Raw genomic sequence first — 26,306 nt, 5'->3', positions numbered from 1 at the left:
TGACTAAGCAAGTAATTTATTTTTATTATTTTTTAAAATGAACTAAAAACCAGTTGATATCAACCGAATTTTAGTTCATTATTGGTGTTAGCTTATTATAGCTATTTAGAAACAACGGCGGGGAACTGTAATGAATGTAACTAAATTTGGTCAATTTATAAGGAAATTACGGATCAATAAAGGAGTTAATCTAAAAGAAATGGCAGAGTCTTTAGGTGTAACTTCATCACATTTATCAGCTTTAGAATTAGGTAAAAAAAATATTCCTATTTCAATGCTTGATAGTGTGACTCAATATTTCGGCTTATCTGATGAAGAAGCCGCTAGCCTACAAGACACTATAGAGGAGTCACAGGCAATGATTAAAATAGATTTGAAGAAGAGTACAGCAAAAGATCGAGAGTTAGCCTCATGTTTTGCTAGAACCTATCAAAACCTAGATCCAGCCAAGCGACAGAAGTTGATGGCTATACTAGAGGATTAAAATTTTGTATAAACGTAAATTAGGCCACAAAGTCACACCACTTAAAACTATCGATATTCATACTAAAGCTCATAAGGTTAGAGATATATTGATGGTTTTGATTGAGGAATTAAATATTAAAAAACATAAACTTCCAATAATCGATGTTTATGAACACTTAATGGATAATGGTCTAATGACCTATGAAGTTGTTGAAGATGATGTATTGGGAGAACGCTTGGCAGAGACGTTCCCTGACAAAGAACACATTAGGATTCAACAAAGTGTATTCGATGGTGCATGCGATGGAGTTCCATTTCATCGGTTCACACTTGCTCACGAATTAGGACATCTTTTCCTTCATAAAAATCAAGCTCCGAAGTCATATGCGCGCGGTGAAGTAAAAAAACATCAAGTGTATGAAGACAGTGAGTGGCAGGCTGATGAATTTGCGTCAGAATTATTAATTGATTCTAGAGATCACACTGGTGATGAATCAGCTGTAGACCTAACTGCAAAGTATGGTATTAGCTTACAAGCAGCTGAAACAAAGTTAAGAAAATTAAAGAAAATTAGAAATTAAAAAAGGCGGGTGGCAGCCCGCCTTTTTATGTATTTTTACGAAAGTCACTACGTAAAAAACACTAATAGCAAATACATTTCAGTACGTACATGCTACGTAATTAGACAGCTGGAGTATATTCGTTATTTGGTGAGATGTCAATTAGTGGCGTTTTAATAGGAGACATTAATAATGTCTAAGCAAACCAAAGAAGACGTAGTAGTTATATATCGCCCGTTTATTACCAAAAAAGGTAAACGTATTTTTAGAAAAGATGGTGGAATGTGGAGACTAGAAATACCAGCCTCTAAATACAAGGAATAGTAATCATCAAAAGAGGGACTAATTTTAGTTCCTCTTTTGACAAATGGTATCAAATAGTCTTTATTTGAATGATATGAGTCACCAAGGAACGGTTATGATCAAACAAACACCTCTTTACAAATTCAACATACTCCTTTGGCTTATCGCAGCAGTCTTAGTTTTATACTGTATCGGTACGGCTGCCTATATATACTACAACAACCCAGATCAATATCTATCATCAAACCCAGATGAGGCAATGCCGCAATTATATGCTGCACTGTCTAATAAATTAGAATCAAATCCAAGCAAAGACTTTTTAATTGCCGTCAACCAAGCTTATGTAGATCAAATCATAACTGAGCAATAATACATTCACTTAACGCTTAATTACAATATTACTATGTCTAACGATCTATATTTAGAGTTCAAGCCAATCAAACAACAATTCCATAAAACATGGCTTAACCACCAAAACACTAAACCTTAACTTTAAATACAAGTTAAACCATGTTTAAACTGCATTTAAATTCGACTGTGTGTGTTTAACTGGTTTTTAACAAAGGTAATATGACACTTAAAATGAAAAGGCCTTAAATTCAATTGAGAGAGATATGAGTTCTTATAAGGATAAATTAGAAAAATTATGTGAAAACAACAAAAGACTCAAAGTTGACCAAGTTCAAAAAACTATCGAGTTGCATCCGTTTTTTGATGGCCAATCCATGAGTGTAAGATTTATTAGTAGTCCTACCTCATCATTTAGACTTTCTTCAATGGAGTTGAGCCAATCATTTTTGAAGAACTATTCTGATAAAGGCTTTCAATATGCCATCGATTTACTTAATTCTATATTAGATATTAAAGAGATTAACTTTAAACTAATAGCGATCATCTGTGGCGTTGAATTAAAAGATGAGATTGTTATTAATGATAAGCTATCTTTAAAGCCATTTACTGAATTAACAAAAGCAGGTGGCATTAAATATTTGATGAATGAGATAAACTCAGCAAGAGAAAATCCATATCCAATAATGGGAGTTTCTCCCTATAAGTTAGATGACCACAAATTCCCTTATTTGAAAAGATCTGCTCTGGTGTATCAATATGGAGAGTATGATACCAATCGCAAACATACATTCTATAGCACATCAGAGCGATCGAATTTAGATTTGTATCTAGAAGAAATTATTAATTTTTTACCCGTTATAATACCTGAGTGCAATACTTTCATAGAATTAATTGATCTTGTACCTGAACACCAAGGACTAAACCAATTGCATTCAGGGTTCGGAATGTCGATAAAATATTCTCCTATAATCCCAACAGAACAATCTACGACAACAATTTCTTCAGAAAGTTTTGACCTACCGCTATTGTTAAATTTCATGGCTCTTGAAGGTAGCTTAAAAGATAAATTAAATTTAGCTTTAAAGCACTACGTAGAATCTCTTTGGGTTTTAGATTCAGACCGACAGGTTTTAGGCTGTGCAATTGCGTTAGAATGCATTTTACTAAATAGAAATAGCAAATATAAAACGAGGACTCTTTCAAATAAAGCTGCAAGTTTACTAGCAACATCTAAGAGCAGGAAAAAATACTATAGTAATTTATTTACAGGCTTTTATAACCTGAGATCCGAAATTGTACATGCTGGAAAAGCGAATTACAGTAGGAAAATAACTTTAAATGGTTCAAGAGTAATCAGCGGGGGTGACTCGTTGAGAGAAATTAAAAGCTTAATACCTTTAATTATTAAGGCTTTAATTAACCGGGATCAAAGCCAAAGCTGAAATAGCTTTTTTATTGTTGTCTAGCAGTATTGTTTGCTTTTCTTTTAGTTATTAAAGCAGGGAAATTAGCGCGGGCTTTCATCAACTTTGTTGGCTTGCTTTTGAAATTATTATGTATAACTTTTCATCTATTTAAATCTAACATTAAATTCAAACTTATCGCCAAGATCCTTCAATACATCTTTCTGAATACTCTGATATTTAATACCTTCAAGTAAAAATATAACTGCAATAAGCCAAATTAAAGCATCAAGAAACCAAAAAATTACTAAATTTTTTGTACTTAAGCTTGCAGCCATATCACTAACGAGCCAATTCATGGCAATTGATGCTGGGAAACCCAATAAAGTATAAGTAATCGCACCTTTAGTTAGCACCCTAGGGATTCTTATATTACCCAATGGAAAAAACCAATACGGTCTCTTATTATTCCTATATCTAAATTTTGTTTTTTTTTCATTAAATTCAAGTGCAGGTCTATATCTTAAGTATGTTCTAAAAGCTGCATTTGGAGTTTCTGAATAAATAAGTATTTTGATTTCTTGAAAGGTCAAAGGTTTTGAATATAGTTGTTCGAAGGTCTCTTCAACTACAAGCCTGTTTTCTCGTTTTTTCCACTCTCTATCGTTAATCACCTTATCGATTAATTCAACGCTAGATGATCTTATTTTCATCTTTTCGCCGTTTCTAGTTAGTAAATTATAGATAAAGCGAATTAGTACAGTGACTGCAGCAACAGCTATAGAGGTAACGAACTTAGATATTTCAAGATACTCCATCATGTTCCCTCAATTTAATCAACTAAAAAAGCCATACTAGTATAAACATGTAAACTCTATGACGTCATTGCTTTCCATAATTGTAAATAATCAGAAGTTTTTAATTTTAGAAAAGTAAGTATTAAAGCGCTTGTAGATAAAACATATGGTCCTAATAAGTCTAACTCTTCTCTATATTTTGTAAGTGATTCAATCATAAATTTCATTTCGAAACAGTGTAACCTTATTAGATCTTTGATCTTCCATTCATTATTGAATTTATTTAGTGATATTGTTTCTTCTAACATTACAGGACCATCATGGTCGTAGTATTCATTTAGAAAAACTATTTTCCTGCGGTATAGTCCGTCAGTGTAATACTTAGCATCTCTGATACCTGGATTATCTTCACCCGACAAACTAATAGCTTTGCCTAGTAGCCCCGTAACTTTTTCTTGGCCATGCATGTATCGAAATATTTTAGGATCCTTTAACATCCGTTCTGCTCTTAAATTAAATAATTCTTCATGGAATTCATGTGCGTAGCTGTAATAGCGGATAAGCATGTAGAGAACAGAAATAAATAAAAAGATACTTAAGCCGTTTTGATTCGTAAATTCAATTTTAAAAATGAAAGTATTTGCTTCCTTAAATACAGCGCCTGTGAACTGAATAGCTAATAACAAAATGGATAGTGTAGCTAGTATTTTTCTCTTTGAAACTAGCCCTAAATTTTTATCTAAATTTCTTCTGTATTCTTTTAATTGGTCACTAGCCATTTAAACCTCCTTGAAAAATGAGATAAGCCATTGATTGATTTCTAATATTAAAGATAAGTTAGAGCCTTAGCCCTTCTTTGGTTATAATTTAAAGGTCTCTTCTAATTCTGGGATCTTTACAAATAGAGCTTTATCATTTCTATTTGTATGCGTTTCAAATTTATCTCTGACCGGTTGCCAGTACCTATTATAATTAAAACTAAACAGGCTTTTGAGAAGAGGAACATCAACCTCTCTGTTTTCTATTAAGCCAGCTACCATTTTATAAAAGGCGATCACTCGGTTAAGTGCAATTAGATCTTCTTCAGTAATAGAATTTAGCTCAGGAGGCTTAGATTCAGAATTAAAATGTACTATCAAATCTTCCCAATCATAGTGATTCTTTGGGAGATCTATAAATTTTTCCCACATAAACATGCGGGAGGTTGCAAACGTATGATCTTGATAATAGTCTTTTGCGATTTGTAAAGTGTTATTTATTTTCCTATTTCTCTGATTTACTTTGTAATTTACTAATACTGCTATTGTTCCCACAGAGGTAGCAAAACCTGCTGAAATTAAAATCGCAACATAACTTTCCATTTATTTTATAACCCTGTAGTACTGAGAAAATCTTTATTTATAAATATTACCATTAAAAAAGGCTAATTTGATAAAATTAGTTAAATATCAATGTACTTTTCATCGTTTATATTTTTTAAGTGTGCTAGTGATTTACTAGAAGTTGGTTCTTTGGAGCACACGCTCTACTTTACCCACAACATTAAAGCGCCCATTTTCGATATCAACAGCTTCAACAAAAAAATCGCTATATGCTTTATTATCACTACTTATGTTATAGCCTTTACTTTTAAAATCATACTGAATACGTTTTACAAAAATCTCATCATCAAAGCGCAGTACACAAACACCTTCACGTGCTTCTGATAAATCATCTATCAACGAAACAAGCGTTAAATCACCATCACACAAAGTGTGTTCCATACTATCGCCGCGTACAGGTACCACAGTTAATTTTTTATTATGTAAGTTATTTTGTTGCAGCCAACGCGTTGAAAGCTCAAACCGTGCAATAGGGTGCTCGGCAATAACTAAAGCACCACCTCCCGCACTGGCCGCTAAATCGTATTGCGGCACGGGTGTTAAATCAGCATGACTGGTTTGCAGCGCGGAACTTTGTGATGACTTAGCTGGTAATGGCTCTTCTTTGCAACCTTTAAGGACATAGTTAATGTCAAAGCCAATATCGGATAAGGCAATTAACTTATCAGAAGGAATTGGATTCCCAGCTTCCCAACGGAGAAAAGTTGTCTTTCCTACCCCAATTGCTTTTGATGCCTCAGCTTGAGTGAGTTCTAACCTATTACGTTCATCGCGCAAGAATGTTGTCATTTATTGAAACTTTCATCCATTTTAATTACAAGCAATATCAACAATATGCAAAATATTGAAGTAAATAGTGCCAAATAATGAAATTAACAGTGTTGACAGTTTCAATATATTGAAACTATACTCACCACACATTAACAAAAACATTCTTTTTTAAGTCTCGCTTAAGTACATAAAAGAGAATGTAAACCAAAAGGTACTTTACAATGAAACCCGAGCAAATTAAACAAGCCCTTGACAAAAAAGGCTATTCTCTATCAATTCTTGCCGCTGCATTAGGTTTAAACTTATCTCATGTAAGCAGTGTTGTTTATCAACACACTACCTCATACAAAGTAGCTGCCGCTATTGCCAAAATAATAGATGAACCTGTAGAGGTTATTTTCCCCGATGTTCCTGCCTATGTAAAAAACAAAGACACCCGAAGCCAAAAAGTACAAGCACTACGCGAACTTTTAGCCAGTAACCAATAGCATCGGCAAAAAAGCACACTTAATCAATGTAATTGTGTAAGAGATTTTTACCATGGAAAATTTAACAATGGCACAGCAAAAACAACTCACTAAAAGCATTCTCGATGCCGATGTAGCGCCAGACTGCGATATATATCACCTGTTTATTCACAGTGTATGTTCAGCCATGAAGCGCTCAGGCTTTAGTCGCCCAGTAATAGCAGACCGTATGAACGATGCATTGCGATCGCAAAATAACGAGGTTGATCAATCAAAACTTAATAAATGGCTAGCCCCCAGCCAGGCTCATTATATGCCAATGCATTTCTTACCAGCACTGTGTTATGCAGTGCGCTCAACCGAGCCTGCCAACATATTACTAAAACCTATTTTATTTAAAGCGGTTGATCAGCGTTCGCAACTGTTGCAACAACACGCCGAGCTACAAATGGAAATAGAAGAGCGCACCGCAATGCAGCGCTATATAGCTGAGTCGTTACTGACAAACGACGATAATCAAGAATGACGTCACCATTACACCACTCAATATAAAACCCATTTAAGGCTAAAACAATGACCATCAAAGACCAAGAACCGTCTGAAATTCAGCTTTTTAGTGCCGAAGAGCAACAGCAGCTTAGCGCCAAAATTGAAAAGATGGCAGGGCACATACAGCTTGTTATGCCAAATTCGGTTGATGAAGCATGGCAACTGGTTGTCCGCATGGAAGAGCAAGCGCTAGTTGATACAGCAAAACGCGGGCTGCTTTACCTGAGTATTAAGTCACATATTCAATACGGTGAATTTGATCAAAAGCTAAAAGAATTTGGTATTCCTCGCCGCAACGCATTTAACGCAATGGCTGTATCTAAAATGTTTTTAGCACTGCCTGATTCAAAAGTGCAGACGTCTGCACTTTTAAACATGAACAAAAGCAAGCTGATTGAAATGGCACGCCTGCCCGTTGAAACCGTTGAGTCGCTTGATGATGACGACCTTGAAACACTCAATGACTTATCAGTGCGTGAGTTCCGTAAAGAGATACGCAAGCTAAAAGACAAGCACATCGACCTTGAAGAACAAACAGCCACGCTTATAAACGCCCTAGAAACTGAGCGCTTAACCAAAGCCCCAAAGCAAATGTACGAGCTGCCTATGCTGGTAGCACAGGTGCGCCAAAAATCGTTTGCACACAATGCCGTTGTGAATGAATCGCTCGAAGAGTTTATAGCCATGGTCGAGCAGCTATGTAACACCCGCGACCTTGACCTAAACCACCGCATAGGCGCAGCGCAAACAACCTGGCATTTATGGCTTGGTGTACAGCAACGTATTACTCACATGTTAAACCGCTTAAGCGGTGAGTTTGGCCCGGAGCATTTAGCCGGCGCTGAGTGCATACCGCAATTTGCCGAAGACGAATGGCAAGACGCCCAAGCAAATCGTGAATACATGCTCGCCATGTTTAACGACCGTATTAAAACCCGCGAGTAGGAGAGAGCAATGCATCCTGCAGTTCAAAAATACAATAAGTTACCAAGCACAGGTAACGAACTAAGTTGGCAAAATGCCAGCGAAACAGCCCGTAAAAAAGCCCAAAGTAGGGCGGTAATAGTACGCCATTTATTAACCCAAGAATGCGCGTTACCAAAAGCGTTTGAAGTACTGGTTAATGCCTACCGCACCAATACAGCAATGGCTACACTTTCAACCGCTATTGATGCACTGGGTAGATTACCCGGGCGCGCAACCATTTATAATTGGTGCAACGCCTATAAAGACAACGGCATTAATGGGTTACTACCTAACCATAAAGGCAAAGCACAAACCCAGTACAGCTGGCTTGCTCGCTGCCTTGAGCTTTACCACAGCCCAAACAGCCCTAGCTTTGCACAAGTGGCAGATCAGTTAAACAAAGAGGGCTACAAGGCAGAGCATCACCAAGTACGCCGTTTTATTAATGCACTCCCGCATGAGCTAGGCCCACAAAGCCCTTACCGCATGGGCGCAAAACTGTATCGTGAAAAACATAAAGACCACCTTTTACGTTCTACCGAAAATATGAAGCCTGGCGTTATGTATAACGGCGATGGCCACACGCTCGACGTATACCTAGCTCACCCTAAAACGGGCAAGCCTTACCGCGCAGAGTTAACTGCGTTTCAAGATGTAGCAAGCCGCTGCATTGTTGGTTGGGAACTCGGCTACGCAGAAAGTACGCTCGATACACTCGCAGCTATTAGCCGCGCCATTAAAGTACATAACAACGTGCCTGCCATGTTTTACCTAGATAACGGCTCAGGCTACAAAAACAAACTCATGAACGACGACACCACCGGCTTTTACGCCCAGTTTGAAATAGACGTTATTTTTGCCATACCAGGCAACGCCCGTGTTAAGTGGATTGAGCGGTTCTTTTTACACATGGAAGACCGCGTAGGTAAACGCTTTAGCACCTATTGCGGGCGCGACCACGACGATCGCCATAAGCAACTAGTACTTAAAGAGGCCAAGCAAGGCAAACGTAAACTACCCACAGTAGACGAGTGGATAGCTGAGTTTAAAGCGTTTTTAAACGACTACCACAACAGCGAACACCCCGAGATTAAAGGCAAAACACGCCAACAAGTATGGGACGAAAATATAGAGCGCGTACCACCGGTAGAAGGCGATTTTGTAATGCTACCGCGCGAAACCGTCAATATTCGCCGTGGTCGTTTCCGCTTGCACCAACGTGATTACAGTGCCGACTTTTTACACCAGTTTAATGGCCAAGAGCTTGTTGCCGCCTACGACCTACACGACGACAGCTACACCAAGCTTTATAAGCTAAACGGTGAGTTTTTAATGTTCGCTAACTTAAAAACTAAATCGCATGCAGTGCCTACGTCACGTATTGAGCAAGCCGAAAGCAAACGCCGTACAGGCCGCTTAAAACGCATCGACACCAAGCGCCGTGAAATCGAGGCCCAAGAAACCCAAGACCGCATTATTGATGTTGAGTCTGTAACTAAGTTTGCTGCACCTATTAAGGGTATTGAAGCACAACAAGCACCCGTAAACATTTTTGATTTTGATGTAACGCCAACACAGCCACAACACGAAATCGACCTAAACGAATTACTAGACCAACCTAATTTACGAAAGGAAACAACCTATGAGCTATAGTCAACCACACCCATATACAGAAGAACAATCGCACCGTGTTGAGCTTATAAACCAAGAGCTAAGCACCACAGGCATGACAGCCGAAGAACTTAACTGTGGTTTTGCACTGCAATCAGTTAAAGAAGTGCTAGCAAATAAATGCACCATTAACCCTGAAAAAGTCATTGTGGCTATGTGGCATAAGCTATTTGGTGCAGCCGCTATCACCGACATTGAAAAACGCAACGGCTTTAATAAGTCTTATAACAAAGCCGATCGCGAACTGGCAGCGCGTATTTGCCTGCGCTTACAATCACCTGAAATACGCGATCAAAACATTACTAGCGCAAGCATTGCAGTGAGTATGGGTAAAAGTCCTGCATCTATTAGCCAACTCATTAACGGTAAATACAACGCAAAGCCTACTAAGCACTTGCATGACATTTGGGCACTTATTTGCCCTGCAGAACTTGAACAAGACAAACAAAGCACAGAGCGTAAGCATATAAGTATTGTATACGGTGATGTGCGCTTTATTCCTACCAGTACATCTAAGCTTATTGCTATGGCCTGCGACCAAGCTCGCCAACGTAAACGCTTTAGTGTGTTTGCAGGCCAAGCAGGGTTGGGTAAAACCAAAGGTATTACGGAGTATTGCCGCCAAAACAAAGAAGCTATTTTAATTGCAGGCAGTGAGCAAACCAGCAGTACCCAAGTGCTTGAGCAACTAACTTTAGCCCTGGGCTTATCGCGCTGCCCAAGCGCGTATAAAAACATGCAAAAAATTATTCAAGCGCTGCGCGATACCGACCGTTTAATAATTTTAGACGAAGCCGACAAGTGCAAACCAAACTCGCTCGACCCACTGCGCACCATAAGCGACCAAGCCATTGTAGGCGTAACCCTGGTTGGCAACATTCAGCTGGTAGACAAACTGCAAACCCAAGAGCGCTACGAACTCATTGCAAGCCGCGTGTGCTTTTGGCCTAAACCTATCGGCCAAATAACCGTTGAAGATATTCGGACCCTGTTTTTAGAACTCACCGAAGGCACCGTAAAACTCGCCCAAGACGATGCTAAATGGTGGCAATGGCTACACAAACGCGTTGAGGGTAACGCTCGTGAGCTGGTTGAAAACTTGCTACCGCACTTGCTTAACCACACCAACAAAAACCCAGACACCGCCGTAGACAAATTGTTAGTTAATGGCATTTTTTCATCAGTACTTAATAAACCAGCGGTTTAAACGCCGTTTAAACATAATTTAAATAAGGATTTAATCATGGCATTTTCAATAAAATTAAACACATCACGTTACACCGCGCATTTAGCGTTTAGCTCGTTGGTTACAAACGCAACAATGTTAAGCCTACTTGCTAAAAAAGACCCACAAGGCGAGCTCATAGATAAATGCGATGGCAACATTAAAGCGGCCTTTGCAACCCTTGCCGCCGACAAGTTATTTAGTATTCACCATGTGCATGAAATTAACTCTCATGCCCACACAGCAAGACGTTTTAATAATATCTATCGTGATTTCCCGCTGGTTTATACCAGCGGCATGAAAGACTGGGGCATTAAAATTATTGGCATTGGCCAAGCGCCACACTTCGAAATTGAAGCTCTGGAGGACATAGCGTGAGCAACTTGATCCAACAAATAAAAATTGCACAAAAGGCGGCGGGTATCGACCAATATACCCACCAACTTAATGTGTCGTACATTTGCGATGGCCGTGTTAATACCTGCACAGGACTAACCAAGCTTGAGCAACAGCAACTGCTTGCTCGTTACCGTGCTATGAACCCAAATGCGGGTAAAACACAGTTACCTGCACAACTAAAAATGATTTACAGCCTATGGGGCCAATTAAGCCGCGCAGGGGCGGTAAATATTGATTCAAAGCAAGCGTGTGACTCGTTTTGTGAAAAGTACCTGCAAGGCAAAAAGCTTAGCCAAAGCGCCCAGCAATGGCCACATATTATCGAAGTACTTAAGCAATGGCTTGCACGCCATAAAGCAAAGCAGGGGGCGTAAATGGCTAATTACGAAGAGACCCAAAACTTTACTATTAACCCGAGTAAGGCCGCTTATACAGAGGAAAAACGCTACCGTAATGTAAAAGAAAAAGATAAGCAAAAATGCCGTGTTCGCCGTGATGTAGAAGCCTATCAAGAGCAACGCCGAATTGATCGCGAGCACGGCTTAGATTATTTATTTGAGGAGCAATCATGAGCGAATCAAGCATAGATTTACGGGCATTACCCCACGGCCTGCGTCGCATTGTTAAACACTTAGGGGTTGAACAAACCATTGCCGTGCTTACCGAGCAACAGGGGCAAATGTTTTATATTCCTGAAAAGCCAACCGACGATCACGAAGTAGTCAAGGTGTTTGGAAAAGCCCTGGTACAAGAGCTAATAAATGCCAATGTAGGCTCAAGCTACCAAATACCAATGCTACACAAGGTGCTTATGCAAATTCGCAATCAACAAATTTGTGAGGCGCTAGACACCAAAGCCTGCAACATTCAGCAGCTGGTTAAACAATTTAAGATCACCCGTCAGCAAGTAAGCAGTATTTACAGTGCATACCAAGACGAACAGGCGCACGAAACACAGCTCAACTTGTTATGAAAGATGATAACTTTGTGTTGCTCACAGCTTTACAACTTAGCGGAGGCGCTAAGCCAAAGAAGTGGCAACTTGAGTTTGGATTGAAACTATTAAACCGTTACATCAACCAACGTAAAACTATGGGGTTAAATGTAACGGGTTTAATGGATGAGTATAGGGAGGCATATAAAGTCTTGAAAAGTTATAGGAGTTGACATAGTTTGTATTAAATTAAAAAGGAACTTCATATGCAAGACTACGCTACTCAGATAAATGATCTATTCAACGATGACTCATACCCACCCATGATTATATTTACTGGTAGATGGGGCATTGGTAAAACTTACTATGTTGAAAAAATTTTAACAACTGAACTCAAAACTAAATTCCAATATAAAATCACATATCTATCGGTACTAGGTATTACATCACTAGATGACTTTAAAGATTTATTAATAGCAAAAAGATATTTAGAAGAAAAACATGATACAAAAGGGGTAACCCATCTGACACAATTACTTGCTTCAGCAGAGAAAATGACTGGTGGTTCTAATATCATTAGTAACGTTATTAAAGGCTCTGCAGGTGCAGCAAAACACTACATGCTAAAAAATATTACTGATGAATTATTTATTATTGATGATATTGAGCGTATCGAGTGTTCTTCATTAAAAAAGCATATTATTGGAGAATGTTTGACACTTACACAAAGCAAAAATAAATTTATATTCGTTACTGATGAACAAGAACTCAACCTTAAAAAATCTTTTACTGAAAAAACATTCTCTGAAACCATAATTTATGATCCTAGTAGTACTGATTTATACCTTATTTTAAAGTCAAAATTAAACAAATTAATCAATTCAAAAGCTGATATAGAAAGATTTATAAATATGTACAATCTTTATAACTTACGCATTCTAAATCGAACATTAAACAAACTTGATAAGCTTTTAGAATACTTGAGTAACAAGGATAATGAGGTGAACTTAGATTTGGTAAAAACAATGCTTCTGAGGGATGGTTTGTTGATTTCTAAAAAGTATTACATCGACAATATAAAAATACATGAAATGCTTGATATTACCGATGAAAAGGAAAAATTAAATTTACGTTTAAGGCAATCCCTTCAATTGAATGAGAGCTTTGTTAAATTTGTTGTAGGTAAAAATATAGAGCTAACTGAGGTTTTGAATTTACATGAACTTCCAAGGCATAACTCGCCACTTGATATCTTACTATATAATAACATATCAAGATTAAGTGCTGACGAGTTCACCAAAGGTTTAAAGGAAACTGAAAAGTACATTTTAATTACATATAGAGTTGAAGTTAGTAAGTTTTTTCAATGCTTATATTACTATGATTATCTTGTAAAAAATATGTACATACCTGAGAACGATGAAATTACATTCGAGAAAGCAAAATCGTTAGCTGATAAAAAACAATTTTATTCATCTCGCGGTTACATGAACTTAAATATTGCAGATAGCCCATATGCAGAAATAGAAAAACGATATTTAAAAGATATACAAAAAGAACAAGTTAAGAGTGAGTATGACGAGTTATTCAAATCATTAAAGTCCTCTTTTCAAGAATCACAACTTTATGATAATGCCAATTATAAAATGACACCAATCCTGCAAGAGTTGAATATTGAGCAATGGGAGGAATGCATCAAAAATTGGAACCATAACGATATAGAGTTTTTTTGTGAATACCTTTATCAAAGGTATAAGTTTGTCAGCGCTTATTCTTACCTTTCTAACGAAAGTGATATTTTGACTGAGCTGTATGCATTTGTTTCAGAGTATGGTGAAGGGATGACTCCATCACTAATTACAGGTGCTTTAGGCTCATTAGAAAAAGCAATCAAGAACTCATTGGAAGCACTGAAGCGTTAATCTCTTTCTTTATGGCTTGCAAATGCAAGCCTTTTTAATTTAACCTAACAAGCTAGCTCTAAAGCCCCCAGCAGCAAACAACTTTACAGTGTTACCCAATCCCCTAAATTGATTTACTACCTGCATGACAAATACAGTGCATGCGCCATTTATTGAGTTATTAGCTCAACAAATTATTAAGGCCAGTTCTAAAGCCGAGCAAATTGCGATTTCTCGCCGTTGCCCGTTAAAAGACCTGCCAGCATTGCGTACCCGCGTTAAAGAGCTGCTAAACCCAGCGAATAAAAAGCCGGTACGTAATACCCGCTTACCTGCCTGTTACGTCCTAGTAAAACAACGTTTAACCAACAAAATAAGGACTCAACAGCATGGCTCTTAAACAAAGAGTGGCCGTTCCTACTGCCCCAAGTTTTATATTTCAAGAGTTGGTACCTAAAGCCACGTTTGAACTATTTAACGATACCCCATTATTTTTAATTCATTTATTTGATGACCGCGCATTGCGCATGCTGCAAAAACTACGCGACACGTTTGGCCCATGCTCCGTAAACAACTGGTATTTTGGTGGCGCTAATCAATACCGTGGCTACCGCCCACTTGATTGCACCATAGGTGCTAAACGCAGCCAACATAAGCTAGGCAAAGCATTCGACTGCAGTTTTAAAAACTACACTGCTCAACAAGTACGTGACTACGTATTAGCCCACCCGCAAGAATTCACTTATATCACCGCCATTGAAGGGCAAGTGAGTTGGTTTCATTTTGATGTACGCACGCCTACCTGGACGGGCATTAAAGTATTTAACCCGTAAGGACTACTCATGACCCCAGAGCAAGAAAACCTACTGTTTGAGTCTATTGGTTCAATTAAAGCCAGCCAAGAAGCCATTTTAAACAGTGTTGCAGAGATAAAAGCAGATATTCACCAAAGTATCGAAAAAAGCGAAGCGCGCCAAAAGGTTGTAACCGATGCTTTAAAAGTAGAGCTAAAGGACAGCGAAAAACGCCAAATTGCAGCGATTAATAAGCACGATGATCGTTTAACTAAGGTTGAAGAAAAACTAACAAACCAACGCGTTAAAGTGGCGGCTATGGGGGGTACTGCAGGTTTAGCGGTGTCGCTTATTGCCTATGCCGTAAAAAATGGATTGATGAGCTAATGGCACACCCAGCTGAAAAGAAAAACGCCGTACGCCACAGCTATGTAACCGAGCTGCTTGCGTTAAGTGTTGCCGCTATTAAGCACAGTGTGGCCGATGGCACCGCAAGGCGATGGAAAATGGAAGCCAAAGAAAACGGCGACGATTGGGATTTAGCCCGTGCAGCAAGCCGCCGCAGTGAGGGTAAAGCAGGGGAGTTTACCACCGACTTTATTGAAGAATTTACCGTACAGGTAAACGAAACCTTTGAGCTTTTAAAATCAGCTGAAGGCGCAGCACTGCCACTTGACCAACGCACCAAAATATTGAGCTCACTTACCGATATGATGAGCAAAGTGATGAAAGTATCAGGCGGTAATAAAAAGCTTGAAAAGCGCACCATTGCCACCGAAGTACTTAAAATTTTGGCTAAGTTCGTTTCAACCAAATACCCTGACTTTGCGCCCGAATTTGTTGAAATACTTACCGCGTTTGGTCCTAAGCTCGATACGGAGTTAGACGACTAATGGCCGATATGAATTCACGCGAGTTTTTAGCTGAAATAGAACAAATAACCGGTTCACTACGCCGTGATATTGAAGCCAAAGAGCGCAATATTGATCCAAGCCCTGCTGCAATTAAAGCACGGCGTAAACGTGTACTTGGCGGCGATTTTGAGTTTTTTGTGTATACGTATTTTCCGCATCATATGTGGCTTGACGACGATCAAACAGCCTCTGAATTCCAAAGCTATTTTATGAACTGGTTCCCCGAAGCCCTCAAGCTTAAAAACGGCTGGAAAAACTGGTTTGTAGCCCCGCGTGGTGAGGGCAAAAGTACCCTTGGGGTAAAAATAGCGCCCGTGTATGTCGCCGTGCAAGCACTACTGCAAGACCCTGATATATGCCAAGACCTGGGCCTTGCCAAAATAACCCAATTCATCGACTTTGTTATTCTGTTTGGCGCAGAAACCAAAATGCCAACAAAAACACTCGAGGTGGTTAAAACCGAGTTGCTTAACAATAATAACTTGGCGTTAGACTTTCCTGAAGTATGCCAAAAATCCCCTGTTTGGAAATTAGGCGAGTTTGTAACGGCGCAAGGTGTGCGGTTTGAAAGCCGTGGTGCTGAGCAATCTGTACGTGGTACGTTCCATGGTGCCAGCCGCCCTAAGCTACTACTATCCGATGACATTATTACCGATGCCGAGGCGAAATCGCCCACTGAGCGTGATAACCGCTGGCGCTTCCTAGAAGCCGCCGTGCAATACCTTGGCCCACCTGATGGCACCGTTAAATTTTTAGGTGTAAACACCGTTTTAAATAACGATGACCCAATCAGCCGAGCCGAAGAAGCACCAGGGCACATAGTTCACCGCTTTAAAGCCATTGAGCAAATGCCTGAACGCATGGACCTATGGGAAGAATGCCGCGATTTAATGGTACATGACGACAAACGCTTTGAAAAACGCGCTGCCGCAAAGGGTGAGGCTGTTTCAACCGAGCAAAAACCGTCGTTTAAGTTTTGGTTAAAGCGTAAAAAGCAAATGCTTAAAGGTGCCCAAACCAGTTGGCCAAGTGTGCGTACACTCTACGATTTAATGTGTATGTGGGCGGCTAATAAACGTGAGTTTAACCGCGAAATGCAAGGCATTGCCAAAAGTGACGAAGAAGCCATATTTTACCAGTTTGATTTTTGGGTAGACCGCTTAAACGAATGGATACCTTATGGCGCATGTGACCCAAGTATGGGCAAAACAGAAAAAGCCGATCCCAGCGCTATATTAGTGGGTTTTTATTCCCAAGATTTACAAAAGCTTCACGTTGAATACGAAAGCCGCAAAGTACGTGGTACTAGCCGTTTACTTAGCGACTTAATTCGCGCACAAAAAGAATATAACTGCCGCGTATGGGGCTTTGAAAATAACAATGCTTTTGATTTTATGCGTAGCCAATTTATTACTACAGGATTAGAGCAAGGTATAGCACTGCCTTTACGTGGTGTTACTGCAACCATATCTGCAGAGGAACGTATAGGCTCACTTGAAACTTATGTAACCAATACGCCGGCACAAATTGCCTTTCATTCACGGTGTCGCTTACTGCTCGACGAGCTTGAAAACTGGCCCGAAAAGCAAACAACCCATCACTACGATTTAAGTTGTGCCCTGGCTATTTTATGGATGATAGCCAGCACAGGGGCAGGCGGCGTTCCTCGTGTAAATAGCCGTAAAGTGACAAAACAAATAAGGGGCTATCATGTTTAAAAGCAAACCTCGTATTACATCAAAAGCATACGCTGCGCTTAACCGTATGTTTGACCAAAACCGCTTAGACCCAAGCCTAACAGCGCTTATTACTGAGCTACCAAACCCTGATCCAATCCTGCGCCGCGCAGGTAAAAACACCGCTATTTATGAAGAAATAGCCCGCGATGCACACGTTATTGGAGAATTGCGCTCACTGCGCAGTGGCTTATTTAGCTTTAATACTGAGCTTGTGCCAGGGGGTGACGACGCAGCCAGTTTAAAAAGTTATGAGTTAGCTAAAGCTTTTTTTGCCCGTAAACCATGCCCACATACCGAATGGGCCGATATGGACTGGCACAATTACAGCGCCATTTTAAACGGTTTTAGTGTTACCCACCTTGGCAAGTACATTAAAAACAAAGACCATTGGCAACCCGAATACGTAGAAACATGGCGTAACAGCCGCTTTGCGTTTAATAGTGATCACGAGCTATTAGTAAAAACCAGCGAAAACCCGCAGGGCGAAATAGTCGATTCTCGTCGTTGGTCGTGTGTTCGCCATATGCCAAGCGCCGAAAACCCCTATGGTATTGCATTATTAAGTAGTTGTTTTTGGCCATGGACGTTTAAGCATGGCGGCTTTAAGTTTTTTGTACAGCTGTGCGAGCGCTTTGGTATTCCATTTCCTGTGGGTAAATACCCAATAGGCAGTAAAGATTCAGACATAAATAACTTACTTGATGGGCTAGCTAAGCTTGTTCAAGACGGCATAGCCGCAATACCCGATGACACCAGCATTGAAATAATCGAAAGCAAGCTATCTGGCGAGCCAGTGCCGGAGCGCTTGGTTAACTTTTGTAATGCTGAAATAAGCAAAGCTTTAACCAGTCAAACCTTAGCAACAGAGCAAAAAAATGGCGGCGCACGTGCGGCCAGCGAAACTCATGCAAAACGTGCAGGCGACAACCAACGCTCAGACAGGGCGCTTGTAGCGTCATACCGCAATCAGCTTTTAAATTCGCTTCATACAGTAAATTTTGATGGTGGCGAACCGCCAAAATTCATCTTTAAAGACAAACGCGAAATTAACACCGACACCGTAACTCGCGTGCGCGAAACAGCGCGTATTGTGCCAGTTGGTGAAGACTGGGCTTATCAAGAACTTGGTGTACCAAAGCCAAAAGACGGCGAAGCAATACTTGATGTGCCCGACGAAGGCCATGGCATTGCAACACCTGCTAAAACCGAGTTTGCCAAAAAGCCCACTGAAAGCGTAGAGCTTACCAACGAGTTAGATGTGTTTGATCACGCAACAGACGACACCATTAAACAGCTTTTTCATTTTGCTCAGGCATCAAAAGACCTGAACGAACTTAAACAAAAAATCACCTCACAATTCCCTGATATTTCAGACTCAGCAATGGCAGAAGTTGCCCAAACAGCAATGGAGTATGAGTTTATGGCAGGCATGAACGAGGCTAATTCTAAAACTGTGGAGATAGACAATGAATGATGTTCCTGAAGGTTACTTAAAAGACGGCAAAGGCAATTTAGTCGCCATTGCTAACATCAAACAAACCGATTTAATCAAAGACGAGTTTGTTAAAAAAGCCATTGATAAAGCGATTGAAATGCAAGAAGCACTGGCAGAGTTTAAACAAAGTTTAATGGCTGAGGCCGACGACTTTATAGAGCTATTAGCGCAAGAACATGGCGTTAACTTAGGCGGTAAAAAAGGCAATGTGATGCTACGCACCTTTGACAGCCAATTAAAAGTAACGCTACAAACGCAAGAACGCATTGAACTTGGCCCAGAGCTTACCCTAGCTAAGCAATTAATAGATCAATGCCTAGATGAATGGACCGAAGGCGGCAATCAAAACATTAAGGCTATTGTTAGCAAAACATTCAATACCGATAAGCAAGGCTCGCTTAACCCGCAACGCATTTTAGCTCTACGTAAACTCGAAATTACTGACGATTCAGGCAAATGGGCTAAAGCCATGAACATTATTGCGGAATCCGTTGGCGTGGTCGACTCAACCCGCTTCATCCGCTTTTACAAGCAAGATGATAACGGCATTGAGCAAGCAATTTCACTCGATATAGCAAAACTGTAGCGGGGCGCTTATGGCCATTACAAAAGAGCAGTGGGTAGAGATAGAAAAGCACTTGGCTGGGCTATTTGGAACGGTTATTTTTAAATACGGTGATTTTGAAATAACTGTTACACGTGGTCGTGTATCTGAGTCTAAAACCAGTTTAGTTGTGTACGTCGACGATGTAATAAAAGGTGGTTGGTACTCTAAAGATAACGAACGCCCTTCGTGTATTCCTGATGTGTGGCGTAAACGAACACGCGCTAAATATACGGCTAAATCAATCAAGGATGCAGAAAAAGTGTGGGGTAAACGCCGTGCAAAAAAAGAAATGCCAGAGCTTTACGAAAAAACTGAATACCACACATGCGATTTTACAACCGCTAAAAGCCTCGTTCGTCAATATAAAAAGCTTGAAGGTTTAGAGCTTATTAAAATTGGCGGCAAATCTTACGATGACTATATAAAGGTATAACTATGGACCCAATTACAATAGCACTTGGCCTTGCAAAGCTCACAGGCTTGGATAAAAAAATAGGCGGTTGGATAGGGGGCGACAATGGATCAAAGGTCGCATCTAAAGTTGTTGATATGGCGCAAACCATTACTAATGGAGGCTCTGCACAAGAAGCGATGGACCGTATTCAGCAATCCAGCGCACTACAACAAGAACTTAGGCAAAGCATTTTAAACCGTGAAAAAGAGCTTGATGATTTAGCGTTTAAAAACACCCAAAGCGCCCGAAATATGCAGATACAGGCACTTAATCAAGATGATAAGTTTTCTAAACGCTTCATTTATTACTATGCGTGGTTTTGGTCGGTTGCAACGGTTATATACATAGGCTGTATAACGTTTTTAACCATTCCTGATACCGCCACACGCTTTGCAGACACCATTTTAGGCTTTATTTTAGGCACCGTTGTGGCGTCAATATTGAATTTCTTCTTTGGTAATAGCCGTGATAACTCACGCAGAAATGAAATTCAGGACATTCAACAGTCACTAAAAGAGCAATGATATGGCCTTACCAGCTCCACAATATGGCGACCTTGTAAAATTCAAGGAAGCCATTTCTCACTTTAAAGACAAAATAAAACTAACCAGTGAATCATATAAAGATTTACAAGGCTTAATTCATGCCAAGGCATTTACTGTTGCCGGTGCAACTCAAATCGAGATCATTAACGAGCTATATAAAGCAGTAGATAAAGCGATTAGTGATGGCGAGACCATATCGGACTTTAGAAAACGCTTTGACAAAATAGTGGGTGATCAAGGTTGGTCATACAATGGCAAGCGGGGCTGGCGTTCAAAAGTAATTTATCAAAACAATAAAAACACCGCACGTGCAGCTGGCCGTTGGCAACAACAAGAACGTATAAAACAGCGCAGACCTTATTTATTATATTTAACTGCTGGTGATAGCCGCGTAAGACCTGAACACGGTAAGTGGAATTATATTTTATTGCCTGTGGATCATCCTTTTTGGGATACACATTATCCACCGAATGGTTATAACTGCAGGTGTAAAGTGGTGTCACTTAATGCGCGCGATTTAGCACGTATGAGCTTAACAGTTACAAAGCCTGAAAAAGTAGATAAGTTTATGGAGTCATTTAATGTTGTTGATCCATCTACAGGTGAAGAACTAAGTAAATTACCAGGCATTGATTTAGGTTGGGATTATAATCCAGGGAAAGCATGGTTAGGTGCAGACATTGCAGCGGGTAAGTCAGTCATAAATCTATCAAAAGATTTACAACAACTGGCGGTACCACAATTTAACGAAGCAGTTTTAAAATCTCAGCGGTACTATATAAAGCAGGTAAACTTACAAGCAGCAAAGTTAGCGCTTAAAAAGTCAGTACCAGATAACCAGCAATTTACGTTAGGGCATTTGCCTGTAAATTTACTAAACGAGTTGTCACGTAAAAACGCACCTATATATAGTAGCGCTGTTACAGTTAGCAGTGCTCAAATTGAAAAGTTCTTAACTGGCCAATTAGCAATTGAACAAATACACGAACTAATGAACGCTGTTCAAAATCCAAATACGTTTGCTTATATAAGTAGCCAAGTGAAAATATCGTATCAAGGTTTTATGATCACAATAGAGCTAGGCCCAACGTTCAATAGCATCATAGCTGCCGAAAAAGTTTAAATATCGGCAGCTCAAAATATTTAAACAGCGTTTAAAAGGCGTTTAAAGTCTGTTTAAAGGAAAGTTAAACGATCAAGAATGATCTAATTCTAAACGTACAATGAGCAGGAATGATCGGGTAATGAGTCAGTTTGAACAGGTTTCGTCTAAAAACAAGCGTAATCCGAATTTAGCTAATTTTGCGCTCAGGGTTAGCCAAACCCAGTAATAATGGGCTTTTCCAAAAGACGAGGGCGAAAATCTTCATATCATCATTATTCTAGAAATGAACAACCCCTTACAAATAGAGCGTTTTATACGTTAAATAGATAAGCGCTTTACCTTACTAAGTAATTAAAACATGCTATTTAACATAATATAAATTATAGGTAGTTATATGTTGTTTAATAAGAGCGCATGAATACACTCTTATTATGTCCAATACTAGACGGTATCGGACATTAGGTCGTTTTGTTCGCTATAAAAATTTTGTAATACACAATGCAATGTTCAAATAACTCAATCAATGCTGAGTAAACGTTCTGCGGTATATTCGTTAGTGATTAAACCACTAATCATATTTGATCTTACAGCGCCTAGTATAGCCAACACTTTTTCTTCACCTGCAGCTATTGCATAAATTTGTTTGTTTTCATTTGTTACTAATGGCGTACTCGCAACGCGTTGGTTTACAGTGCAATCAAGCAATTGGCCATTTTTATCGTAAACCCAGCTGATCATTTCACCAACGGCGCCTAAGTCTTGAAGCTCTTTTAATTCATCAGCGTCAACAAAACCATCTATGTGTAATGGTGACTTTTCACCTAAACTACCAATGCCAACAAAAGTTACGTCTGCATTTTTAGCAAGCTTCAGGTTCGCAGTTATATTATGTTGTGCATGAAGTTGGTTTTTTTCTTCAATACTGCGCGGTAAAACTGGTAATGGCATCGGATAATGTTTTGCATTAGTGTGTTCAGCCATTCTAACTACAACATCGTAAGGCGAAGCCGAACCATCTAACGCCATGTTACCTAACATAGCCACTATTTTATGTTGTGGGCAATCAAGTATTGGTAGTTCATCAACAATAGCACGCAAAACTCTCCCTGTTCCCATTGCTAATACTTTTGGCGTTTCTGATTTCAAATGGCGCTGTATCTCAGCGGCACCAGCTTGTGCAAGTCCAACTGTAGATGATGGTTCAGATGGATCGCTTGGTACCACTTCACATGATGCTAAACCAAATCGGCTTTTTAATTTTTCTGCTAAATCCATACATTTGGCAATGGGGTGATCGAGTCTTACTTTTATTAGGCCTTGGCTAACTGATAAAGCAACCATTCGCTGCGCTGACTGACGAGATACATTAAGCTTTTTCGCTATTTCGTCTTGAGTTTGGCCGGCGACATAATATAACCACCCCGCTCTTGCTGCATCATCAAGTTTTCTTATTTCTGTGTTCGATAATTTTGCCACTTAAACCTCTGTAATTAAGGAGTAACTTGTGTTTGATATTATTAATGGCTTCAAACTTATGCTTTAAGGCAAATATATCATTTATTTATATAATGCCGAAGCCAATAATGAGCTAATAACCAATACCTTAAAGTTAATTATGACTAAATAAGGTATTGGCTCTATTGCTTTCAAACTTAGTTGCTAGCTTTAATTGTTACCCCATTTTTATCAAACTTGTGTACTTTATTTTCTTGCGCAGTTAAAAATACAGAGTCACCGTATTGGAGCGAGCAATCACCATCAGCTTTTACTGTCACTGTGCTGCCATTTGTAAGTGTTACATGTAAAAAACTCTCAGACCCTAAGTGCTCAATTACCCCTACTTTACCTGACCACGTGCCTGTATCTTGCGATATTATAAAGTGCTCTGGACGAACACCTAAGCTTGACGCTCCATTAGTGTCACCATTTGGAATATCGATAAAGTTCATTTTTGGTGAACCAATAAAACCTGCCACAAATTTATTTACTGGGTGTTGATAAAGTTCCAATGGAGTACCTACTTGCTCGATAATACCGCCATTAAATACAGCAATTCTGTCGGCCATTGTCATTGCTTCAACTTGGTCGTGAGTTACATAGATCATTGTAGTGGCTAAACTTTTATGCAGCTCTGAAATTTCAAGACGCATATTTACACGCAATGAAGCATCTAAATTTGATAGTGGCTCATCGAATAAAAATGCAGAGGGTTGTCTAACAATTGCGCGCCCTATTGCTACTCGTTGACGTTGACCACCTGATAGCTGTCCTGGTTTTCGATCTAGATAATCAGTTAAATTAAGAATTTTAGCGGCGTTAGCGATTTTAGTTTCTATTTCTGCAGCGCTTACTTTAGCGCGCTTAAGTGGAAAAGCAATGTTATTGCGAACGCTCATATGTGGGTACAACGCATAAGATTGGAACACCATTGCTAAGCCTCTTTTAGCAGGTGGTGTATGTGTTGCATCTTGCCCATCTATTTCAATATTTCCGCTTGTTGTGTCTTCAAGCCCCGCAATCATGCGTAGTAATGTTGATTTACCACAGCCTGATGGCCCAACAAAAACAATAAATTCACCGTCTTTAATTTCTAAATCTAACGGTTTAATAACGTTTACGTCGTCAAAGTTTTTAGTGACTTGTTTTAGTGTGATGCTGCCCATGTGTGTTCTCCTACTTTACTGCGCCAAAGCTTAAGCCGCGCACTAATTGTTTTTGACTAAACCAACCAAGAATTAAAATTGGCACAATGGCCATGGCAGATGCTGCCGATAATTTGGCGTAAAATAACCCTTCTGGGCTTGAATAACTGGCTATAAATGCAGTTAATGGTGCAGCATTTGCTGCGGTTAATATTAGAGTCCAAAATGCCTCGTTCCAGGCTAAAATTACATTTAACAATAATGTTGAAGCAATGCCAGGTAAGGCTATAGGCAGTAATACATGAAATATTTCTTCGCCAATCGTTGCACCATCCATGCGTGAAGCTTCTAATATTTCACCCGGTATTTCTCTGAAGTAGGTATAAAGCATCCAGATCATAATTGGTAAATTTATAAGGGTCATCACGATAACTAAACCTAGTTTTGTATCGAGTAAACCGAAGTCGCGAAATAATAAGTAAATAGGTATTAGCACCCCTACCGGCGGTAGCATTTTGGTCGAAAGCATCCACATTAGTAAATTTTTTGTTTTTTTACTTTGAACAAAAGCCATTGACCATGCTGCCGGTACAGCGATTAATAAACCTAATAAACTTGACCCTAATGAAATAACAACCGAATTCCAAAAATGCGTAAAGTATGGTGAGCGTGATAATACATCTGAGTAATTTATTAGCGTCCACTCGAATGCAAACAAAGTGGGTGTAGCTGATATAGCCTCAGATTCTGTTTTAAAGCTTGTGATCAACGTCCATAAAATAGGGAAGAAAATCATTGAACTGACTGTCCATGCCGCTATGGTATAAATAAGTGTTGAACGTGTGTTATTTTTAAAACTCATTTTACCCCTCCAAGTTTTTGCCAATTAAGCGCATTAAAAATATTGCTACTATATTTGCAATGATCACGGCAACAATGCCACCTGCCGAACCACCACCTACATCAAATTGCAGTAATGATTGGGTATAAATTAAATAAGTAATATTTGTTGATGAATAACCTGGCCCACCGCTTGTTGTAACCAATATTTCAGCAAATATAGAGAGTAAAAAGATGGTTTCAATTAATATCACCGCAGTCACAGCGCGAGATAAATGAGGTAAAACAATATAGAAAAACTTACTAAATGGGCCTGCGCCATCTAAATCAGCGGCTTCTAATTGTTCTCGGTCTAGTGACTGAATTGCTGTAAGCAAAATCAGTGCTGCAAATGGTAACCACTGCCAAGACACAATTATAATGATTGAAAATAAGGGCATTTGAGCAAAAAAGTCTATTGGCTCAAAACCTAACCAAATTGCAAAGTGAGCAAACAAACCATTTACAGGGTTCATAAGCATGTTTTTCCACACTAAGGCTGAAACCGTTGGCATAACAAAAAATGGCGCAAGTACCATTATACGAACGTAATTACGTCCCCATATTGCTTGGTCTAATAAAATAGCCAAACCTATACCACCACAAATGGTAATGAATAACACGCCAGTAACTAAATAAAGCGTGTTAAAAAAAGATTCAAAAAACGCCGGATCAGTTAAAAAAAACTCATAGTTTAAAAAACCTACAAATTCTTTATCTCCAGGAACCAATAAATTGTAATCAATGAATGAAAAATACAATGTCATACACAGCGGAACAATCATCCAAGCGAGTAACAATGTTACGCTAGGAAGAAGCATGAACCGAGCAAGCGTACGCGAGTTAGTTGTTGCCATAACGGTGACCTTAAAAAAGCCAATTCTATTTACTCACTATTAAGTGAAAATCAGAAACCCTTAATAATATGTAAAATCATAAATAGAACTGACATAAAATACAGGGCAAGTTGAGAGCTTGCCCACCTATA

The 26,306-nt window shown here is 39.3% G+C and carries 33 protein-coding genes; 25 read left to right on the top strand and 8 right to left on the bottom strand.

Going from position 1 to position 26,306, the window contains the following annotated elements:
• The first annotated feature begins 130 nt into the window (after positions 1 to 130).
• The 5 genes from RF53_RS06420 to RF53_RS06405 all read left to right on the top strand — a co-directional run bounded on the left by RF53_RS06420 (position 131) and on the right by RF53_RS06405 (position 3,121).
• A complete protein-coding gene (locus RF53_RS06420) occupies positions 131 to 484 on the top strand; it encodes a helix-turn-helix domain-containing protein (RefSeq protein ID WP_039037001.1) in 354 nt (117 codons plus the stop codon).
• Positions 485 to 488: 4 nt separating this feature from the next.
• On the top strand, positions 489 to 1,046 hold the full coding sequence (locus tag RF53_RS06415) for an ImmA/IrrE family metallo-endopeptidase (RefSeq protein ID WP_052242865.1): 558 nt from the start codon (positions 489 to 491) through the stop codon (positions 1,044 to 1,046).
• A gap of 171 nt (positions 1,047 to 1,217) precedes the next feature.
• Positions 1,218 to 1,349, top strand: a complete 132-nt coding sequence (locus RF53_RS19650) for a hypothetical protein (protein WP_264299608.1) — start codon at positions 1,218 to 1,220, stop codon at positions 1,347 to 1,349.
• Between the two features lie 94 nt (positions 1,350 to 1,443).
• Positions 1,444 to 1,698: a hypothetical protein gene (locus tag RF53_RS06410; RefSeq protein ID WP_039036999.1), complete on the top strand. Its 255-nt coding sequence runs from the start codon at positions 1,444 to 1,446 to the stop codon at positions 1,696 to 1,698.
• A 244-nt stretch (positions 1,699 to 1,942) separates the two neighbouring features.
• Positions 1,943 to 3,121, top strand: a complete 1,179-nt coding sequence (locus RF53_RS06405; protein ID WP_039036998.1) for a HEPN domain-containing protein — start codon at positions 1,943 to 1,945, stop codon at positions 3,119 to 3,121.
• A gap of 128 nt (positions 3,122 to 3,249) precedes the next feature.
• Here the strand turns inward: RF53_RS06405 and RF53_RS06400 are convergent, their stop codons facing one another.
• The 4 genes from RF53_RS06400 to RF53_RS19095 all read right to left on the bottom strand — a co-directional run bounded on the left by RF53_RS06400 (position 3,250) and on the right by RF53_RS19095 (position 6,050).
• Complete coding sequence (locus tag RF53_RS06400) at positions 3,250 to 3,903, bottom strand: hypothetical protein (protein WP_152607093.1); 654 nt, start codon at positions 3,901 to 3,903, stop codon at positions 3,250 to 3,252.
• A gap of 53 nt (positions 3,904 to 3,956) precedes the next feature.
• Positions 3,957 to 4,658, bottom strand: a complete 702-nt coding sequence (locus tag RF53_RS06395) for a hypothetical protein (protein WP_039036996.1) — start codon at positions 4,656 to 4,658, stop codon at positions 3,957 to 3,959.
• 81 nt (positions 4,659 to 4,739) lie between these two features.
• Positions 4,740 to 5,240, bottom strand: a complete 501-nt coding sequence (locus RF53_RS06390; RefSeq protein ID WP_039036995.1) for a hypothetical protein — start codon at positions 5,238 to 5,240, stop codon at positions 4,740 to 4,742.
• A gap of 135 nt (positions 5,241 to 5,375) precedes the next feature.
• The gene (locus RF53_RS19095; protein WP_052242864.1) at positions 5,376 to 6,050 is read right to left on the bottom strand and encodes a S24 family peptidase; all 675 of its coding nucleotides are present in this window, start codon (positions 6,048 to 6,050) and stop codon (positions 5,376 to 5,378) included.
• Positions 6,051 to 6,253: 203 nt separating this feature from the next.
• On the opposite strand from RF53_RS19095, the gene RF53_RS06380 reads away from it, so the two are divergent.
• The 20 genes from RF53_RS06380 to RF53_RS06280 all read left to right on the top strand — a co-directional run bounded on the left by RF53_RS06380 (position 6,254) and on the right by RF53_RS06280 (position 21,815).
• Entirely contained in the window at positions 6,254 to 6,520 is a 267-nt protein-coding gene (locus RF53_RS06380) for a helix-turn-helix domain-containing protein (protein WP_039036994.1), read from the top strand.
• A 52-nt stretch (positions 6,521 to 6,572) separates the two neighbouring features.
• Positions 6,573 to 7,025 carry a hypothetical protein gene (locus RF53_RS06375; RefSeq protein ID WP_039036993.1) on the top strand — a complete coding sequence of 151 codons (453 nt, stop codon included), beginning with the start codon at positions 6,573 to 6,575 and terminating at the stop codon, positions 7,023 to 7,025.
• A gap of 47 nt (positions 7,026 to 7,072) precedes the next feature.
• Positions 7,073 to 7,993 carry a hypothetical protein gene (locus tag RF53_RS06370; protein ID WP_039036992.1) on the top strand — a complete coding sequence of 307 codons (921 nt, stop codon included), beginning with the start codon at positions 7,073 to 7,075 and terminating at the stop codon, positions 7,991 to 7,993.
• Positions 7,994 to 8,002: 9 nt separating this feature from the next.
• Positions 8,003 to 9,667 (top strand): Mu transposase C-terminal domain-containing protein, encoded by a 1,665-nt coding sequence (locus tag RF53_RS06365; protein ID WP_039036991.1) that lies wholly within the window; start codon positions 8,003 to 8,005, stop codon positions 9,665 to 9,667.
• Positions 9,657 to 10,892 carry an AAA family ATPase gene (locus RF53_RS06360; protein WP_039036990.1) on the top strand — a complete coding sequence of 412 codons (1,236 nt, stop codon included), beginning with the start codon at positions 9,657 to 9,659 and terminating at the stop codon, positions 10,890 to 10,892. The genes RF53_RS06365 and RF53_RS06360 overlap by 11 nt, the downstream gene beginning before the upstream one ends.
• A gap of 36 nt (positions 10,893 to 10,928) precedes the next feature.
• A complete protein-coding gene (locus RF53_RS06355) occupies positions 10,929 to 11,288 on the top strand; it encodes a hypothetical protein (protein WP_039036989.1) in 360 nt (119 codons plus the stop codon).
• Positions 11,285 to 11,683, top strand: a complete 399-nt coding sequence (locus tag RF53_RS06350) for a phage protein GemA/Gp16 family protein (protein ID WP_039036988.1) — start codon at positions 11,285 to 11,287, stop codon at positions 11,681 to 11,683. Before RF53_RS06355 ends, RF53_RS06350 begins: the two co-directional genes overlap by 4 nt.
• Positions 11,684 to 11,881, top strand: coding sequence for a hypothetical protein (locus RF53_RS06345; RefSeq protein WP_039036987.1), 198 nt, complete (start codon positions 11,684 to 11,686; stop codon positions 11,879 to 11,881).
• On the top strand, positions 11,878 to 12,282 hold the full coding sequence (locus RF53_RS06340; protein WP_039036986.1) for a Mor transcription activator family protein: 405 nt from the start codon (positions 11,878 to 11,880) through the stop codon (positions 12,280 to 12,282). The genes RF53_RS06345 and RF53_RS06340 overlap by 4 nt, the downstream gene beginning before the upstream one ends.
• 227 nt (positions 12,283 to 12,509) lie before the next feature.
• The gene (locus RF53_RS06330; protein WP_039036984.1) at positions 12,510 to 14,165 is read left to right on the top strand and encodes a hypothetical protein; all 1,656 of its coding nucleotides are present in this window, start codon (positions 12,510 to 12,512) and stop codon (positions 14,163 to 14,165) included.
• A gap of 124 nt (positions 14,166 to 14,289) precedes the next feature.
• Positions 14,290 to 14,544 (top strand): hypothetical protein, encoded by a 255-nt coding sequence (locus RF53_RS06325; protein ID WP_039036983.1) that lies wholly within the window; start codon positions 14,290 to 14,292, stop codon positions 14,542 to 14,544.
• Positions 14,534 to 14,977, top strand: a complete 444-nt coding sequence (locus RF53_RS06320) for a bacteriophage protein (protein ID WP_039036982.1) — start codon at positions 14,534 to 14,536, stop codon at positions 14,975 to 14,977. The genes RF53_RS06325 and RF53_RS06320 overlap by 11 nt, the downstream gene beginning before the upstream one ends.
• 9 nt (positions 14,978 to 14,986) lie before the next feature.
• The gene (locus RF53_RS06315) at positions 14,987 to 15,325 is read left to right on the top strand and encodes a hypothetical protein (RefSeq protein ID WP_039036981.1); all 339 of its coding nucleotides are present in this window, start codon (positions 14,987 to 14,989) and stop codon (positions 15,323 to 15,325) included.
• Positions 15,325 to 15,831 carry a DUF1804 family protein gene (locus RF53_RS06310; RefSeq protein ID WP_039036980.1) on the top strand — a complete coding sequence of 169 codons (507 nt, stop codon included), beginning with the start codon at positions 15,325 to 15,327 and terminating at the stop codon, positions 15,829 to 15,831. The genes RF53_RS06315 and RF53_RS06310 overlap by 1 nt, the downstream gene beginning before the upstream one ends.
• Positions 15,831 to 17,570: a hypothetical protein gene (locus RF53_RS06305; protein ID WP_039036979.1), complete on the top strand. Its 1,740-nt coding sequence runs from the start codon at positions 15,831 to 15,833 to the stop codon at positions 17,568 to 17,570. Before RF53_RS06310 ends, RF53_RS06305 begins: the two co-directional genes overlap by 1 nt.
• Entirely contained in the window at positions 17,563 to 19,065 is a 1,503-nt protein-coding gene (locus tag RF53_RS06300) for a phage portal protein family protein (RefSeq protein ID WP_039036978.1), read from the top strand. Before RF53_RS06305 ends, RF53_RS06300 begins: the two co-directional genes overlap by 8 nt.
• Complete coding sequence (locus RF53_RS06295; protein WP_039036977.1) at positions 19,058 to 19,672, top strand: DUF3164 family protein; 615 nt, start codon at positions 19,058 to 19,060, stop codon at positions 19,670 to 19,672. The genes RF53_RS06300 and RF53_RS06295 overlap by 8 nt, the downstream gene beginning before the upstream one ends.
• A 10-nt stretch (positions 19,673 to 19,682) precedes the next feature.
• Entirely contained in the window at positions 19,683 to 20,126 is a 444-nt protein-coding gene (locus RF53_RS06290; protein WP_039036976.1) for a hypothetical protein, read from the top strand.
• Positions 20,127 to 20,128: 2 nt separating this feature from the next.
• Complete coding sequence (locus RF53_RS06285; RefSeq protein WP_039036975.1) at positions 20,129 to 20,671, top strand: hypothetical protein; 543 nt, start codon at positions 20,129 to 20,131, stop codon at positions 20,669 to 20,671.
• A 1-nt stretch (position 20,672) separates the two neighbouring features.
• Complete coding sequence (locus tag RF53_RS06280) at positions 20,673 to 21,815, top strand: phage head morphogenesis protein (protein ID WP_039036974.1); 1,143 nt, start codon at positions 20,673 to 20,675, stop codon at positions 21,813 to 21,815.
• Between the two features lie 498 nt (positions 21,816 to 22,313).
• On the opposite strand, the gene RF53_RS06275 is transcribed toward RF53_RS06280, so the two are convergent.
• From RF53_RS06275 to RF53_RS06260, 4 genes are all read right to left on the bottom strand, one after another.
• Positions 22,314 to 23,273 (bottom strand): sugar-binding transcriptional regulator, encoded by a 960-nt coding sequence (locus RF53_RS06275; RefSeq protein WP_039036973.1) that lies wholly within the window; start codon positions 23,271 to 23,273, stop codon positions 22,314 to 22,316.
• Between the two features lie 176 nt (positions 23,274 to 23,449).
• On the bottom strand, positions 23,450 to 24,460 hold the full coding sequence (locus tag RF53_RS06270; RefSeq protein WP_039036972.1) for an ABC transporter ATP-binding protein: 1,011 nt from the start codon (positions 24,458 to 24,460) through the stop codon (positions 23,450 to 23,452).
• A 10-nt stretch (positions 24,461 to 24,470) separates the two neighbouring features.
• On the bottom strand, positions 24,471 to 25,301 hold the full coding sequence (locus RF53_RS06265) for a carbohydrate ABC transporter permease (protein ID WP_039036971.1): 831 nt from the start codon (positions 25,299 to 25,301) through the stop codon (positions 24,471 to 24,473).
• A 1-nt stretch (position 25,302) separates the two neighbouring features.
• Positions 25,303 to 26,175, bottom strand: coding sequence for a carbohydrate ABC transporter permease (locus tag RF53_RS06260; protein ID WP_039036970.1), 873 nt, complete (start codon positions 26,173 to 26,175; stop codon positions 25,303 to 25,305).
• Between the last annotated feature and the right edge of the window lie 131 nt (positions 26,176 to 26,306).

Source organism: Pseudoalteromonas sp. ECSMB14103 (genome assembly GCF_000813065.1).
Taxonomy (GTDB): Bacteria; Pseudomonadota; Gammaproteobacteria; order Enterobacterales; family Alteromonadaceae; genus Pseudoalteromonas; species Pseudoalteromonas marina.
The sequence above is the reverse complement of the archived record's forward strand: the minus strand, read 5'-3'. Positions and strand labels throughout refer to the sequence as shown.